This window comes from Bradyrhizobium sp. I71 (assembly GCF_022354745.1).
Classification (GTDB): Bacteria; Pseudomonadota; Alphaproteobacteria; order Rhizobiales; family Xanthobacteraceae; genus Bradyrhizobium; species Bradyrhizobium liaoningense.
Genome location: NZ_CP059398.1, coordinates 7,804,077 through 7,818,063 on the forward strand (window position 1 = coordinate 7,804,077; position 13,987 = coordinate 7,818,063).

General features: G+C 65.6%; 13 protein-coding genes. 4 read left to right on the top strand and 9 right to left on the bottom strand.

The window, feature by feature from the left end; all coding sequences use genetic code 11:
* Positions 1 to 34: 34 nt before the first annotated feature.
* Positions 35 to 1,318, bottom strand: a complete 1,284-nt coding sequence (gene eno, locus FJV43_RS37010) for a phosphopyruvate hydratase (RefSeq protein WP_239623787.1) — start codon at positions 1,316 to 1,318, stop codon at positions 35 to 37.
* 174 nt (positions 1,319 to 1,492) lie between these two features.
* Between eno and FJV43_RS37015 the strand changes: the two genes are divergently transcribed.
* Both FJV43_RS37015 and queF read left to right on the top strand, forming a co-directional pair.
* Positions 1,493 to 2,470, top strand: coding sequence for a lyase (locus FJV43_RS37015; RefSeq protein ID WP_239623788.1), 978 nt, complete (start codon positions 1,493 to 1,495; stop codon positions 2,468 to 2,470).
* Positions 2,471 to 2,521: 51 nt separating this feature from the next.
* Positions 2,522 to 2,974, top strand: a complete 453-nt coding sequence (gene queF, locus FJV43_RS37020; RefSeq protein ID WP_100230722.1) for a preQ(1) synthase — start codon at positions 2,522 to 2,524, stop codon at positions 2,972 to 2,974.
* A 157-nt stretch (positions 2,975 to 3,131) separates the two neighbouring features.
* On the opposite strand, the gene glsA is transcribed toward queF, so the two are convergent.
* From glsA to FJV43_RS37060, 8 genes are all read right to left on the bottom strand, one after another.
* Positions 3,132 to 5,006 carry a glutaminase A gene (gene glsA, locus FJV43_RS37025; RefSeq protein WP_239623789.1) on the bottom strand — a complete coding sequence of 625 codons (1,875 nt, stop codon included), beginning with the start codon at positions 5,004 to 5,006 and terminating at the stop codon, positions 3,132 to 3,134.
* Between the two features lie 105 nt (positions 5,007 to 5,111).
* A complete protein-coding gene (locus FJV43_RS37030; protein WP_239623790.1) occupies positions 5,112 to 6,317 on the bottom strand; it encodes an MFS transporter in 1,206 nt (401 codons plus the stop codon).
* The gene (gene kdsA, locus FJV43_RS37035; RefSeq protein WP_239623791.1) at positions 6,317 to 7,165 is read right to left on the bottom strand and encodes a 3-deoxy-8-phosphooctulonate synthase; all 849 of its coding nucleotides are present in this window, start codon (positions 7,163 to 7,165) and stop codon (positions 6,317 to 6,319) included. Before kdsA ends, FJV43_RS37030 begins: the two co-directional genes overlap by 1 nt.
* A gap of 116 nt (positions 7,166 to 7,281) precedes the next feature.
* Positions 7,282 to 7,608, bottom strand: coding sequence for an NIPSNAP family protein (locus FJV43_RS37040; protein WP_239623792.1), 327 nt, complete (start codon positions 7,606 to 7,608; stop codon positions 7,282 to 7,284).
* An 81-nt stretch (positions 7,609 to 7,689) separates the two neighbouring features.
* Complete coding sequence (locus tag FJV43_RS37045; protein ID WP_239623793.1) at positions 7,690 to 9,321, bottom strand: CTP synthase; 1,632 nt, start codon at positions 9,319 to 9,321, stop codon at positions 7,690 to 7,692.
* Between the two features lie 167 nt (positions 9,322 to 9,488).
* Entirely contained in the window at positions 9,489 to 9,875 is a 387-nt protein-coding gene (gene secG / locus FJV43_RS37050) for a preprotein translocase subunit SecG (RefSeq protein ID WP_239623794.1), read from the bottom strand.
* Between the two features lie 150 nt (positions 9,876 to 10,025).
* Positions 10,026 to 10,784, bottom strand: a complete 759-nt coding sequence (tpiA, locus tag FJV43_RS37055; protein WP_239623795.1) for a triose-phosphate isomerase — start codon at positions 10,782 to 10,784, stop codon at positions 10,026 to 10,028.
* A gap of 34 nt (positions 10,785 to 10,818) precedes the next feature.
* Positions 10,819 to 11,016, bottom strand: a complete 198-nt coding sequence (locus tag FJV43_RS37060; RefSeq protein WP_239623796.1) for a hypothetical protein — start codon at positions 11,014 to 11,016, stop codon at positions 10,819 to 10,821.
* Positions 11,017 to 11,060: 44 nt separating this feature from the next.
* Between FJV43_RS37060 and FJV43_RS37065 the strand changes: the two genes are divergently transcribed.
* Together FJV43_RS37065 and trpD are read left to right on the top strand one after the other, a co-directional pair.
* Positions 11,061 to 12,959: a SurA N-terminal domain-containing protein gene (locus FJV43_RS37065; protein WP_239623797.1), complete on the top strand. Its 1,899-nt coding sequence runs from the start codon at positions 11,061 to 11,063 to the stop codon at positions 12,957 to 12,959.
* A 14-nt stretch (positions 12,960 to 12,973) separates the two neighbouring features.
* Complete coding sequence (gene trpD, locus FJV43_RS37070; protein ID WP_239623798.1) at positions 12,974 to 13,987, top strand: anthranilate phosphoribosyltransferase; 1,014 nt, start codon at positions 12,974 to 12,976, stop codon at positions 13,985 to 13,987.

The window sequence follows — 13,987 nt, forward strand, 5'->3', positions numbered from 1 at the left end:
GTCGGTCCTCCCCTGTGTTTGGTAAAGCGCCGGCTTATGCCAGCGCCTTCAGTGCCGCCTTGCCGCCGTAGAGCGCCTGCTTGCCGAGCTGCTGCTCGATGCGCAGGAGCTGGTTGTATTTGGCGGTGCGATCCGACCGCGCAAGAGAGCCGGTCTTGATCTGACCGCAATTGGTGGCGACCGCGAGGTCGGCGATGGTGGAATCCTCGGTCTCGCCGGAGCGATGCGACATCACCGAGGTGTAGCCGGCCTTGTGCGCCATTTCGACGGCGGCGAGCGTCTCGGTCAGCGTGCCGATCTGGTTGACCTTGATCAGGATCGAGTTGGCGCGGCCCGCCTTGATGCCTTCGGCGAGGCGCTTGACGTTGGTGACGAAGAGATCGTCGCCGACCAGCTGGCACTTCTTGCCGATGAGATCAGTGAGCTCCTTCCAGCCCTCCATGTCGTCTTCCGACATGCCGTCCTCGATGGTCACGATCGGATAGCGCGAGACCAGATCTGCAAGATACTTCGCCTGCTCGGAGATCGAGCGGGTCTTGCCCTCGCCTTCGTAGACGTATTTGCCGTCCTTGAAGAACTCGGTCGAGGCGCAGTCGAGGCCGAGCACGATGTCGGTGCCCGCCTTGAAGCCGGCCTTGCCGATCGCGTTCATGACGAAGTCGAGCGCGGCATCCGCCGACGGCAGGTTCGGCGCAAAGCCGCCCTCGTCGCCGACATTGGTGTTGTGGCCGGCCTTCTTCAGCTCCGACTTCAGCGTGTGGAAGACTTCCGCGCCGTAGCGCAGGCCCTCGGCAAAGCTCGACGCGCCGACGGGCAGGATCATGAACTCCTGGAAGTCGATCGGGTTGTCGGCATGCACGCCGCCATTGATGATGTTCATCATCGGCACCGGCAACAGGCGCGCGGAGGTGCCGCCGACGTAACGGTAGAGCGGCATGTCCAGCGAGTTCGCGGCGGCCTTGGCGCAGGCGAGCGAGACGCCGAGGATGGCGTTGGCGCCCAGCCGGCTCTTGTTCGGCGTGCCGTCGAGGTCGATCATGATCTGGTCGATCTGGGCCTGCTGCTCGACGTCGAGGCCGCTCAGGGCCTCGAAGATCTCGCCGTTGACGGCGCCGACAGCCTTGGAGACGCCCTTACCGAGATAGCGGGCCTTGTCGCCGTCGCGCAGTTCCACGGCCTCGTGGGCGCCGGTGGAGGCGCCCGACGGCACCGCAGCGCGGCCGAGCGCGCCGTCCTCCAGCACGACATCGACCTCGACGGTGGGATTGCCCCGGCTATCGAGGATTTCGCGGCCGATGATGTCGATGATGGCGGTCATGATGTCCACTTCCGTTCGTTAGGGCTGATCGGTGCCGCGGGTCTTACACGGGCCGCAAGCAAATGTGAACGCTTGGAAGAGCCGCTTCGACTGACGCGTGGAGCGCCTCGGACTATTCTCGACCGCATCTGGTCCGCGTGCCCAACCTCAATCTGAAACAGTCGGGGTAACGCCATGAATCGCCGCCAGTTTCTTGCTTCGAGCGCCGTTCTGCTCACCGCCCGCCCAGGGTTTGCGCAGGAAGCCCCGTTCCGGACGAAATACTACCCCGTCAGCCCGGGCATCGGCCTGCATGATCTCACCCCCGCGCCTGACGGCGCGGTCTGGTTCACGGCGCAGGGCAAGGGCCTGCTCGGCAGGCTCGATCCGCGGGATGGCAGTTTCAAGACGGTCAGCCTCGGCCAGGGCGCAGCGCCGCATGGCGTGACCATCGGCCCCGACGGCGCGCCCTGGATCACCGAGGGCGGCCAGAACGCGATCGCGCGGGTCGACCCCGGCGATCTCAAGGTCACGCTGTTCCGCCTGCCGGAAAAGTTCGCCTACGCCAATCTCAACACTGGCGTGTTCGACAAGCAAGGGACCTACTGGTTCACCGGCCTGTCCGGCTATTACGGCCGGCTCACGCCGAAGACTGGCGAAATGAATGTGTTCAAGGCACCGAAGGGCATCGGTCCGTACGGTATCACGGTTACGCCCAAGGGCGATGTCTGGTACGCCTCGCTTGCCGGCAGTTATATCGCCAAGATCGACCTCGCGAGCGGCAATGCGACCGTGGTCGAGCCGCCGACGCCGAACCAGGGCTCGCGGCGGGTGTGGTCGGACTCGAAGGGCCGGATCTGGGTCAGCGAGTGGAACAGCGGCCACGTCTCGGTGCACGATCCCGCCGATGGCTCCTGGAAGACGTGGAAGCTGCCGGGCGAACGCCCCCGCGCCTACGCCGTCTACGTCGATGACAAGGATAAAGTCTGGCTCACGGATTTCTCCGCCAACGCCATCGTGCGCTTCGATCCCATCACCGAGCGGTTCAACGTGTTCGCCAGCGACAAGGCCAACGCCAATGTGCGCCAGCTCGATGGCAGGCCGGGCGAACTCTGGGGCTGCGAATCCGGCAACGACCGGATCGTCATGATCCAGACGACCGCGAGCGGTTGACGACAGCGGCATTTGCGTCCATCCCGGCACCCGAAACAGGATGCGACGACGATGGCGAAGAAATCCCTCCAGCTCGGCCGGGCGGTCGAGTGGCCGCACACGCCGGAAGAAGCTCAGCTCGACCGCGTGCCCAATCCGCAAAAGGGCACCGACTATCTGGTACGCTTCACGGTGCCGGAATTCACCTCGCTCTGCCCGGTCACGGGCCAGCCTGACTTCGCGCATCTGATGATCGACTACGCGCCGGGTGCCTGGCTGCTGGAGTCGAAGTCCCTCAAGCTCTACATCGCCAGCTTCCGCAACCACGGCGCCTTCCACGAGGACTGCACCGTGATGATCGGCAAGCGTATCGCCAGCGAGATCAAGCCGAAATGGCTGCGCATCGGAGGCTACTGGTATCCGCGCGGCGGCATCCCGATCGACGTGTTCTGGCAGACCGGTCGCGTGCCGAAGGGCCTGTGGGTGCCCGAGCAAGGCGTCGCGCCGTATCGCGGGCGGGGCTGAGCCTCTCGCAAGTCCCGGACGGGGGCGAAGCTTCGAACGGTGCTCCGCTGAGCCAGAACCCCAGCACCGCGATGGCGCCCGGACCGGCAGCGCACCACACGGCGAAGTGCGGCGCGCCCGCTGCATCCGTGGAACAGGCATAAGCACCAATGGCCGATCAATAGGCGCTGAGCAAATCCACCTTCGCATTCGCGAGCACCAGCCGCCGCGCCAGGATCGCGGCGAGATTGCGCATGATCTTCAATGCCGTTTCCGGGTGCAGGCGGCGGTAATCGGCAAAGCTGTCCAGCGGCAGTTCGAGGCAGGCGACGGGGGTATCGGCAAAGACATCGGCGCTGCGGCGTCCCTCCAGAATCGCCATCTCGCCGAACTCCATGCCGGGGCCGAGGGAAGCCAGCCTCACACCGCTCGGCAGCTTGACGCTGACCATGCCGCTCTGGAGGAAGAACAGCGAATTTGCGGGCTCGCCGGCCGCGATGATGCGCTGGCCGGCCGCGTAACGCCGCGCGGTCGAGAGCTTGACGATGGCGGCGATCTCGTCGGCGTCGAGCTCGGCGAGCAGCGCCTGTTCGTGGAGATGCGTGCTCTCCGTCACGTCGGTGAAGCCACCAAAGCGGTAGATCACCTGGTCCTCGGCCCATTCGATGGCGTCGTCGAGCAGCGTGAAGCGCCGCAGCCGGCGCGAATCCGCGGCGCGGGCGGAGATCGCGCGCCAGACCGCGGAGGTCTCCTCGAGGCCCGACAGGATCGCAATGACGCCGCCGCGACCGAGCGCGGTCAGCGTCTCGCCGAGCAGTTCGGCGCCGGCCGCGGTGATGTCGGGCACGCGGCGGAAATCGATGATCAGAAGCGGCGCGTCCGGCGGATCGCTGCTGAGCTTTCGCGTCACATAGTCGATGGTGGCGAAATTCATCGCGCCGACCAGTTCGAGCACACGGACGTCGCTGTGGCGATCATCGAGGATCTGCTGCTCGTGCGGCTGGCGGCTGCGGCGCGAGGAGATCCCGTAGATGTCGTAATCCGCCATGATGCTGGTGCGGACGTCGGCATTGCGGTTGAGCATGTGCAGATCGTAGCGCGCCGACAGCGCCTCGCATACTTTCAGGCCGCGCACGCTGTTGAAATGGTCATCGAGCAACGGCGAGAAAGTGCCGAGCCCCATCTGCGAGGGCAGCGCCGCGACGATGCCGCCGCCGACGCCACTCTTGGCGGGAATACCGACGCGATATGTCCACTCGCCGGCATAGTCGTACATGCCCGAGCTCGTCATCACCGAGAGCGTGCGCGCGACGATGTGCGGCGTGATCACCTGCACGCCCGTCACTGGATTGATGCCGCGGTTCGCAAGCGTTGCCGCCATCACCGCCAGATCGCGCGCGGTGACGAGGATGGCGCACTGGCGGAAATAGACGTCGAGCACGGCGTCGACGTCATCCGGCAGCACCGCGTAATTCCGAAGCAGCCAGGCAATGGCGCGGTTGCGATTGCCGGTCGCCGTCTCTGAGGCATGAACGGCATCATCGACGCCGAGCTGGCGGCCCGCGAACTCGCTGAGCTTGGCCCGGACGCGCTCGAAGGCGCCCTTCCCGTCCACCTCGTAAATCAGGCCCGAGCAGGCGATCGCGCCGGCATTGACCATTGGGTTGAAGGGACGGTTGTCGTTGGTGAGCCTGATCGAATTGAACGCTTCGCCGCTCGGTTCGACCCCGATGGTGGCCGCGACACGCTCTTCGCCGACCATCTCCAACGCCAGCGCAAAGACGAACGCCTTCGACACCGACTGGATCGTGAACGGCACCGCGCTGTCGCCAACCTCGTAGACATGGCCGTCGATGGTGACGAGCGCGATACCGAAATGATCAGGGTTGGCGCGCTTCAGCTCGGGGATGTAATCGGCAAGTTCGCCGGAATGATCGAGCCTGAACTCCTCGTGGCAATCGGTCAGGAAGCGGCGGAGCGGAGGCCTGGTCGAATACCCGGTCGATCCAGGCGTGCCTGCTGGGCTGGGCAAACGGTCGGGCTGCGCATCCACGGTCCACACCTCGATTTGCCCAGATTAAAAGCAATTCGTGTGCCATGCATACGCGACCGCCGGTGTCATGGTGGGGCGACGGCCCACTCGAGGGCCCCCTGGACGTCAGCGCGCATCCGCCGGCGCGCGCTGCTTGAGCAGTCGGGCGCAGACGAGGCCCAGCACCACCATGATCGCAGCGCTCACAAGCAGCGTCGGCATCTTGCCGGCGTGCTGGAGGCCGAAGCCATAGGCGAGCGGCCCCACGGTCTGCCCCATGAAGAAGAAGAACGAATGCAGCGACAACGCGGTGGCGCGCGCCTCGACCGAGAGCTCGCTGGCGAAGACCTGGAGACAGCCATGGGCAATGTAGAACCCCCAGCCCATGACGATGAGGTTCAGCGCCTGAACCTCCCAGCGCGGGCCGAAGGCCACGGCGACGAGCTGCGAGGCCACCAGCGTCATGCCCGCGATCATCATGCCCTTGACGCCCAGCCAAGGCAGCAGGCGCGACACCGTCAGCGTGTAGAACAGGCCGCCGACCGCAAAGCCGGCGATGACGATGCCGGCGATCGACAGCGAGGTCTGGCCGAGCTCGAACAGGAACGAAGCGATGTAGGGAAACAGCCCGAGCACGCAGCAGCCTTCGATGAACACCGCCGAGTAGCAGACATAGGCGTTCGGATTGGTGAAGATGGTGCGATAGCCGGCCTTCAGCGCCGACAGGCTCGTCTTCGGCGGATGCTTGACCTTGGCGCCGCGGAAGCCGGCCGCAACGGCGATCGAGGCGACGATCACGAGCGCGCCGAGCACCGCCAGCACGCCACGCCAGCCGAGGAAATCGCCGATCAGGCCGGAGGCCGAGGCGCCGAGCAGATTGCCGGTCATGGCGCCGGCGAGCGTGCGGCTGATCGCGACCTGGCGCTTGTCGGGCCCGACAAGATCGCTGGTGAGGCTCAGCGCCACCGGAAACACGCCGCCGGAGCCGATGCCGGCGAGAATGCGGGTCGCGAACAAAACCGAGAACGAGGACGAGAGCGCGCCGAGGATGTTGGCAAGGCCGAGCAGCGCGAGGCAGCCGATCATCAGCCGCGTCTTGCCGAACAGATCGGCGGCGGCGCCGATGATCGGCTGGATGATCGAGAAGGTGAAAGCGAACACCGCGGCAAAGCCCGCGGCAGTGGCGATGCTGACGCCAAAATCCTCGGCGACGTGCGGTAGCACCGGATCGAGCGCGCGTGCCGAGAGTGCAGCGGCGAAGCTCGCGCCCGAGATGACGTAGAGCGCTGTCGGCAAGCCGTGGTCGTGCGGCCGCGCCTCGCCTTCCTGCATCAGCGCGGATTCTTTGCGAGCGCGTCGAATGCCATCAGCCTGGCGATCAGCGCCTCGAACTCGCGCAGGGGCACCATGTTGGGCCCGTCCGAGGGCGCGCGATCAGGATCAGGATGGGTCTCGATGAAGACGCCGGCAACGCCGACCGCAACGGCCGCACGTGCGAGCACCGGCACGAATTCGCGCTCGCCGCCCGAGGAGGTCCCCTTCCCGCCGGGCTGCTGCACCGAATGGGTGGCGTCGAAGATCACGGGCGCACCGGTGGTACGCGCCAGGATCGGCAGCGCGCGCATGTCGGAGACCAGCGTGTTGTAGCCGAAGGACACACCGCGTTCGGTGACGAGCACGTTGGGATTGTCGGCGCCGGTGATCTTGCTCACCACATTGGCCATGTCCCAGGGCGCCAGGAACTGGCCCTTCTTGACGTTGACGACCTTGCCGGTTGCGGCCGCGGCCAACAGGAGATCGGTCTGGCGGCACAGGAAGGCGGGGATCTGCAAGATATCCACGGCCTGCGCCACCTCGGCACATTGCGTGGCCTCGTGCACGTCGGTCAGCACAGGCAGGCCGAGGGAGGATCGGATCTCGGCGAAGATCGGCAGCGACTGGGCGAGGCCAAGCCCGCGCGCCGCCGACGCGCTGGTGCGGTTGGCCTTGTCGAAGGAGGTCTTGTAGACGAGGCCAATGTTCAGCCGCGCGGCGATCTCCTTCAGCGCGGAGGCGACCTCCAGCGCATGCTGACGGCTCTCGAGCTGGCAGGGCCCGGCAATGATCGAGATCGGCAGATCGTTGCCGAACTTGACCGTGCCAATGGTGACGACCGGCGCCGCTGACTTCGAAGAGCTCAAGGCAAATCCCTCGTTTCGGCGCGACCATAGCCGTGATGAGGGTCGGATCAACCCTCTTCCGCCCGGGCCGTTCGAATATCAGGGTTGCGCCAGGGTTCCCCGCTGCGGCAGCAGCGCTACTTCACCGAGGAGAAGGCGGTCGGCGCCAGGATCTGGCTGACGATGTTGGCGACGATCTGGCCGTCCGCTTCCGACTTGGCGCGGGCCTCGATCCATTCCGGATCGGTCATGAACGCGCCCCACTTCTTCTCGCGCTCGGCGAGCGACTCCCAGGCCAGGAAATAGGTGAGCTCCTGGTTGGATTCACCGATCAGCGTCGTGAAGAAGCCGGCCTGCTTGATGCCGTGCCTCTCCCAGATCTTCAGCGTGACCGTGTCAAAGCGCTTCAAGAGCGCCGGCAGACGGCCGGGCACGCAGCGATACTGACGCATTTCATAGATCATCGGAGCTCACTCCCTGGATTGTTGTTCTTGCGGTCGGAGTTGTCGCAACAAACGGCGCGATCGTCAAAGGCCCGGAGCGCGCTACACGAGCCGGCTCTGCTTCGCCGCCGCCTCGATGAACGAGGCGAACAGCGGATGCGGCTCGAACGGCCGCGACTTCAACTCGGGGTGAAACTGGACGCCGATGAACCAGGGGTGATCCTCGTACTCGACGATCTCAGGCAGCACGCCGTCGGGCGAGAGCCCTGAGAACTTCAAGCCGTGCTGCTCGAGCCGATCCTTGTAGGCGGTGTTGACCTCGTAGCGATGGCGGTGACGCTCGGAGATCTCGGTCGCGCCGCCATAGACCTGTGAGACGCGGCTGCCGCGATTGAGCGCGGCGGGATAGGCGCCCAACCGCATCGTGCCGCCGAGGTCGCCGACCTGCGAGCGCTTCTCGAGCTCGTTGCCGCGCAGCCATTCCGTCATCAGGCCGACCAAAGGCTCCCTGGTGGGGCCGAACTCGGTGGAATTGGCGTCCTCGATTCCGACGAGGTTTCGCGCCGCCTCGATCACCGCCATCTGCATGCCGAAGCAGATGCCGAAATACGGCACGTCGCGCTCACGCGCGAACTGCGCCGCCTTGATCTTTCCTTCCGCGCCACGCTGGCCGAAACCTCCGGGCACCAGGATGCCGTTGACGTGCTCGAGGAACGGCGCAGGATCCTCCTTCTCGAAGATCTCGCTCTCGATCCAGTCGAGATTGACCTTCACCTTGTTGGCGATGCCGCCATGCGAGAGGGCCTCGATCAGCGACTTATACGCATCCTTCATGCCGGTGTACTTGCCGACGATGGCGATGGTGACGTTGCCTTCGGGGTTGCGGATGCGCTCGTTGATCTCTTGCCAGCTGCGCAGCTCCGGCGGAATGCGCGAGGCGATGCCGAAGGCCGCGAGCACCTCGTCGTCGAGTCCCGCGTTGTGATAGGCCTCGGGCACGGCGTAGATGTTGTCGACGTCGCGCGCCTCGATCACGGCGCTTTCGCGCACGTTGCAGAACAGCCCGAGCTTGCGCCGCTCCTCCTTCGGGATCTCGCGGTCGGTGCGGCAGAGCAGGATGTCCGGCTGGATGCCGATCGAGCGCAGCTCCTTCACCGAGTGCTGCGTCGGCTTGGTCTTGAGCTCGCCGGCGCTCGGGATATAGGGCAGCAGCGTGAGGTGGATATAGACGGCGTGATCGCGCGGCAGCTCGTTCTTGAGCTGGCGGATCGCCTCGAAGAACGGCAGCCCCTCGATATCGCCGACGGTGCCGCCGATCTCGACCAGCACGAAGTCGTAATCGTCATTGCCGTCGAGGACGAACTCCTTGATGGCGTTGGTGACGTGCGGAACAACCTGGATGGTCGCGCCGAGATAGTCGCCGCGGCGCTCCTTGGAGATGATGTCCTGGTAGATGCGCCCTGTCGTGATGTTGTCGGCCTTGGTCGCAGGCCGCCCGGTGAAGCGCTCGTAGTGACCGAGATCGAGATCGGTCTCCGCGCCGTCGTCGGTTACGAACACTTCGCCGTGCTGGTACGGCGACATCGTTCCGGGATCGAGGTTGAGATAGGGGTCGAGCTTGCGGAGGCGGACCTTGTAGCCCCGGGCCTGCAGCAGGGCACCGAGTGCCGCTGAAGCCAAACCCTTGCCGAGCGAAGAAACCACGCCGCCGGTGATGAATATGTACCGCGCCATGGGACTTAACCTCTAATCCCCTAAATTCGATTCGCCAAAGCGATTCGTATTCCGCCCCAAAAGATTTCGCGGGCCTGTGGGTGAGCCAGAACTAAGAGTGGTGACAGTGTCTTGATGGGGATTGTTGATGCAGGACGGTAGCAGCCGGCCTGCATGGCCCCCCTGCTTTATTGCGAGCGCGGCACCTGCGGACCTGATGGCGCCTGGTTCTGCTGCTGCTCGTCGGCCTTCTTCAGCGAATCCAGGATGCCGCCCGAGGTCGGCGGCGCGATCGGCGATCCGCCGGCCGGCTGGGTCTGCGACGCAGGCGTGCCAATGATCGATGACGGCTTGCGGTCGTAGCCGGCGTACCAGGACAGGAACAGGCTGGTGAGAAAGAAGCCGACGGCCAGGATCGCGGTGGTCCGCGTCAGAAGGTTCGCAGTGCCGCGGCTCGACATGAAGCCGGCGCCTCCGCTCATGCCGAGCCCGCCGCCTTCCGACTTCTGGAGCAGGACGGTGCCGATCATGACGGCGACGATCATGAGGTGGATGACGATGACAACGGTCTGCATAATATCCTTCCGTCACAAGCGGACGGCGCCTGACGGCGGCCGATCGCGCTTCGCGGTTTTCCTGAAGTTGCGCGGTGTTACACGATCGGGAGGGGTATTGCCACCCCCGATCGGACCCGAACCCAACGGTTTGAACGAGCCGGGCAGCGCTTAGCTAGGGCAGCCCTTGGCGATCGCAAGGAAATCGGCTGCTTTCAGGCTGGCGCCGCCGACCAGCGCACCGTTGACGTTTTTCACCGCCATCAGTTCGGCCGCATTCGAGGGCTTGACCGACCCGCCGTAGAGGATGCGCATTCCGGCACCTTCGGCTTTGAACCGGGAGATCAGGAGTTCCCGGATAAAGCCATGAATCTGCTCGACATCCTTGGTTGTCGGCGTCAGCCCGGTGCCGATCGCCCAGACCGGCTCGTAGGCCACGACCAGATTGGCTGCGGTGGAGCCGTCTGGCAGTGAACCGTCGAGCTGGCTGCGCAGGACGTCCAGGGTTTGGCCGGCATCGCGCTGGCCTTGCGTCTCGCCGATACAGACGATCGCCGTCGCCCCGGCGCGCCAGGCGGCTTCGGCCTTCTGGCGGACCAGAGCATCGCCCTCGCCGTGGTCGGCGCGGCGCTCGGAATGGCCGACGATGATGGCGGTTGCGCCCGCATCCACCAGCATCTCGGCGGCGACATCACCGGTATGGGCGCCGGAGACCTTGGAATGGCAGTCCTGGGCCCCCACCGCGACCTTCTTGCCGCGCGCCTTGTCGGCGAAGGCGGCGACCAGGGTCGCCGGCGGGCAAACCAGCAGGTCGGCCTTGCCAGCCACGTCTGCCGCACCGTTGAGCATGGCGTCGAATTCGGCAGCCTGGGCTTTCAGGCCGTTCATTTTCCAGTTGCCGGCAATCAGCGGTCGGATGGCGTCGGTCATGTCAGGGTCCAGCGAAATGAGATTTGTGGATGCGCTAGCAGAGCTGTCGCGGCAGTTCCAGATTCTTGTTTTGACGCGTTTTCTTGAAGCGAACCGGGTCCACTTCGCTGGAAAACGCTTTGGGGCCTTTAACCGCAGTCTCGAGCGGCCGCGTGAGGCGAGGTTGCGGGGGGAAAGCCGCCACTTTATGATGATCTATCAATTTGGTGACGCGCTTTTGCGGAATCTGCATTAAGACGCGCTCCGTTCCCCTCCTGACCAAACAAGTTGGACCAAATGCTTCGAGGAATGCGCAAGGCCTCATCAAACTGGCTCGGCAAGACCATCATGGCCATTGTGATGGGCGTGTTGATCATCAGTTTCGGCGTTTGGGGCATCGCCGACATCTTCAAGGGCTTCGGGCAGTCCACGGTGGCCAAGGTCGGCAGCACGGAGATTTCGCTCAACGAGTTCCGCCAGATCTACACCGACCGCCTGCAGCAGATCAGCCGCCAGTTCGGCCGGCCGTTGACGCCCGACCAGGCCCGCGCCTTCGGCCTCGATCGCCAGGTGCTCCAGCAGACCATCGCGGAAGCCGCCCTCGACGAAGAGGCGCGCCGGCTCGGGCTCGGCCAGACCGACGACCAGATCCGCCAGGTCATCATGAACGATCCCAACTTCAAGGGCGTCGGCGGCAATTTCGATGCGAACCGCTTCCAGGCCGTGATCCGCAATTTCGGCTATACCGAGCAGCGCTACGTCGCCGAGCAGCGCAAGGTGTCGCTGCGCCGCCAGATCACCGGCACGATCGGCGCCGGCCTTGAGCCGCCGAAGGCCATGATCGACGCGCTCACGCGCTTCCAGAACGAGCAGCGCTCCATTGAATTCGTCAAGCTCGACGCCGCGCAGGCGGGCACGATCGACGCGCCCTCACCCGAAGCCCTCGCCACCTATTTCGAGGATCACAAGGTCCAGTTCCGCGCGCCCGAATACCGCAAGATCGCCTTCGTCGTGATCTCGCCGGAAGACATCGGCAAATGGACCGAGGTCTCCGACGAGGACGCGAAGAAGGTGTTCGAGCAGCGCAAGGACCGGCTCGGCACGCCGGAGAAGCGACAAATCCAGCAGATCGTGTTTCCGAACGTCGCCGACGCGCAAGCTGCACGCGAGCGCCTCGTCGGCGGGCTGTCGTTCGAAGACCTCGGCAAGGAGCGTGGGTTGAGCGCCTCCGACATCGACCTCGGGCTCGTGACCAAGTCTTCGCTCACTCCCGCGGTCGGCGATGCCGCCTTCTCGCTTCCTGCCGGCGAGATCAGCCAGCCGATCCAGAGCGGACTTGGCGTTGCGATCGTCAAGGTCGACAAGATCGAGCCGGGCAAGGAGGCGGACTACGCCAGCCTTGCCGGCGAAATCAAACGCGAGATCGCCACCGAACGGGCCCGCGTCAAGGTCGCAGATCTCCGCGACAAGATGGAAGACGAGCGCGGCGGCGGCTCCAGCGTGATCGACGCGGCGCAGAAGCTCGGCCTCACCGCCGTGACCATCGACGCCGTCGACCGTTCCGGCCGCGCCCCGAACGGCCAGCCGGTCGCCAGCATCCCGCAGGGTCTCGACGTGGTGTCGCAGGCCTTCAACACCGACGTCGGCGTCGACAACGACGCGATCTCGTTCAAGGGCGGCTATGTCTGGTACGACGTGCTCGCCATCACGCCCTCGCGCGACCGCAATCTCGACGAGGTCCGCGACCAGGTCGAGGCGCGCTGGCGCCAGGACCAGATCGCGGCCAGGCTGAAGGCCAAGGCGACGGAGATGGTGCAGAAGCTCGAAGCAGGCGGCAAGCTCACCGACGAGGCTGCCGCCCTCGGCGCCAAGGTCGAGACCGCGACCGGCTTCAAGCGCGACGACTCGCCCGCCGGCGTGCCCGCCACCGTCGTGTCGGCCGCCTTCCGCACCGCCAAGGATGGCGTCGGACAGACGGCCGTGAGCGGTGGCAGCGAGGTCGTCGTCTTCCGCGTCACCGACATCGTCGATCCCGCGGTCGATGTCGCCTCCGACGCGGTCAAGACGCTGAAGGAGAACCTCGACCGGGCCCTGACCGAGGAGCAGGTCGCCTCCTACGTCAACAAGCTCGAGACCGACATCGGGACCACCATCAATCAGGCCGCCTTCGCGCAGGTGACCGGCGCGAACCAGTGAGTTGAAAGCACGCGATGGACGACCTGAAATCGATCATTGGAAAAGTGGCGACCGGCGCCAGCCTGTCGCGTGACGAAGCCGCTTCCGCCTTCGACGCCATGATGTCGGGCGAGGCCACGCCATCGCAGATGGGCGGCCTGTTGATGGCGCTGCGCGTGCGCGGCGAGACCGTGGACGAGATCACGGGCGCCGTTTCCGCGATGCGCTCCAAGATGCTGACCGTGACGGCGCCGCCCGAAGCCGTCGACATCGTCGGCACCGGCGGCGACGGCTCCGGCTCGGTCAACGTCTCGACCTGCGCCTCCTTCATCGTCTCGGGCGCCGGTGTGCCGGTCGCCAAGCACGGCAACCGCGCGCTGTCGTCGCGCTCGGGCGCCGCCGACGTGCTGGCCTCGCTCGGGGTGAAGATCGACCTGAAGCCGGAGCAGGTCGGACGCTGCGTGCGCGAATGCGGCATCGGCTTCATGTTCGCTCCCGCTCACCACCCCGCCATGAAGAACGTCGGCCCGACCCGGGTCGAGCTTGCGACGCGCACGATCTTCAACCTGCTCGGCCCCCTGTCCAATCCGGCCGGCGTGAAGCGGCAGATGGTCGGCGTGTTCTCCAGGCAATGGGTGCAGCCGCTGGCGCAGGTGCTGAAGAACCTCGGCTCGGAATCCGCCTGGGTGGTGCACGGCTCCGACGGCCTCGACGAGATCACCCTCACCGGCCCGACCTTCGTCTCCGCGCTCCACAATGGCGAGATCCGGAATTTCGAGGTGACGCCCGAGGAGGCCGGACTGTCGCGTTGCGAGGCCGGTGCGCTCAAGGGCGGCGACGCCGATGCCAATGCAATCGCGCTGCAAAGCGTGCTCGACGGCAAGCCGAGCCCCTACCGAGACGTCGCGCTGATCAACGCCGCGGCGGCGCTGGTCGTGGCCGGCCGCGCCAAGGACCTCAAGGAGGGCGTCGCGATCGGCGCCCGCTCAATCGACAGCGGCGCGGCCAACGCGAAGCTGAAGCACCTGGTCGCAGTCTCCAACAGCTGA

Bases quoted from the DNA above. Each gene is read 5' to 3' on its own strand.
- eno (WP_239623787.1), bottom strand. From the start codon at position 1,318: ATGACCGCCATCATCGACATCATCGGCCGCGAAATCCTCGATAGCCGG.
- tpiA (WP_239623795.1), bottom strand. From the start codon at position 10,784: ATGACCGACGCCATCCGACCGCTGATTGCCGGCAACTGGAAAATGAAC.
- FJV43_RS37040 (WP_239623792.1), bottom strand. From the start codon at position 7,608: ATGATCTATGAAATGCGTCAGTATCGCTGCGTGCCCGGCCGTCTGCCG.
- FJV43_RS37045 (WP_239623793.1), bottom strand. From the start codon at position 9,321: ATGGCGCGGTACATATTCATCACCGGCGGCGTGGTTTCTTCGCTCGGC.
- secG (WP_239623794.1), bottom strand. From the start codon at position 9,875: ATGCAGACCGTTGTCATCGTCATCCACCTCATGATCGTCGCCGTCATG.
- queF (WP_100230722.1), top strand. From the start codon at position 2,522: ATGGCGAAGAAATCCCTCCAGCTCGGCCGGGCGGTCGAGTGGCCGCAC.
- FJV43_RS37060 (WP_239623796.1), bottom strand. From the start codon at position 11,016: ATGCAGATTCCGCAAAAGCGCGTCACCAAATTGATAGATCATCATAAA.
- FJV43_RS37065 (WP_239623797.1), top strand. From the start codon at position 11,061: ATGCTTCGAGGAATGCGCAAGGCCTCATCAAACTGGCTCGGCAAGACC.
- FJV43_RS37030 (WP_239623790.1), bottom strand. From the start codon at position 6,317: ATGCAGGAAGGCGAGGCGCGGCCGCACGACCACGGCTTGCCGACAGCG.
- FJV43_RS37015 (WP_239623788.1), top strand. From the start codon at position 1,493: ATGAATCGCCGCCAGTTTCTTGCTTCGAGCGCCGTTCTGCTCACCGCC.
- trpD (WP_239623798.1), top strand. From the start codon at position 12,974: ATGGACGACCTGAAATCGATCATTGGAAAAGTGGCGACCGGCGCCAGC.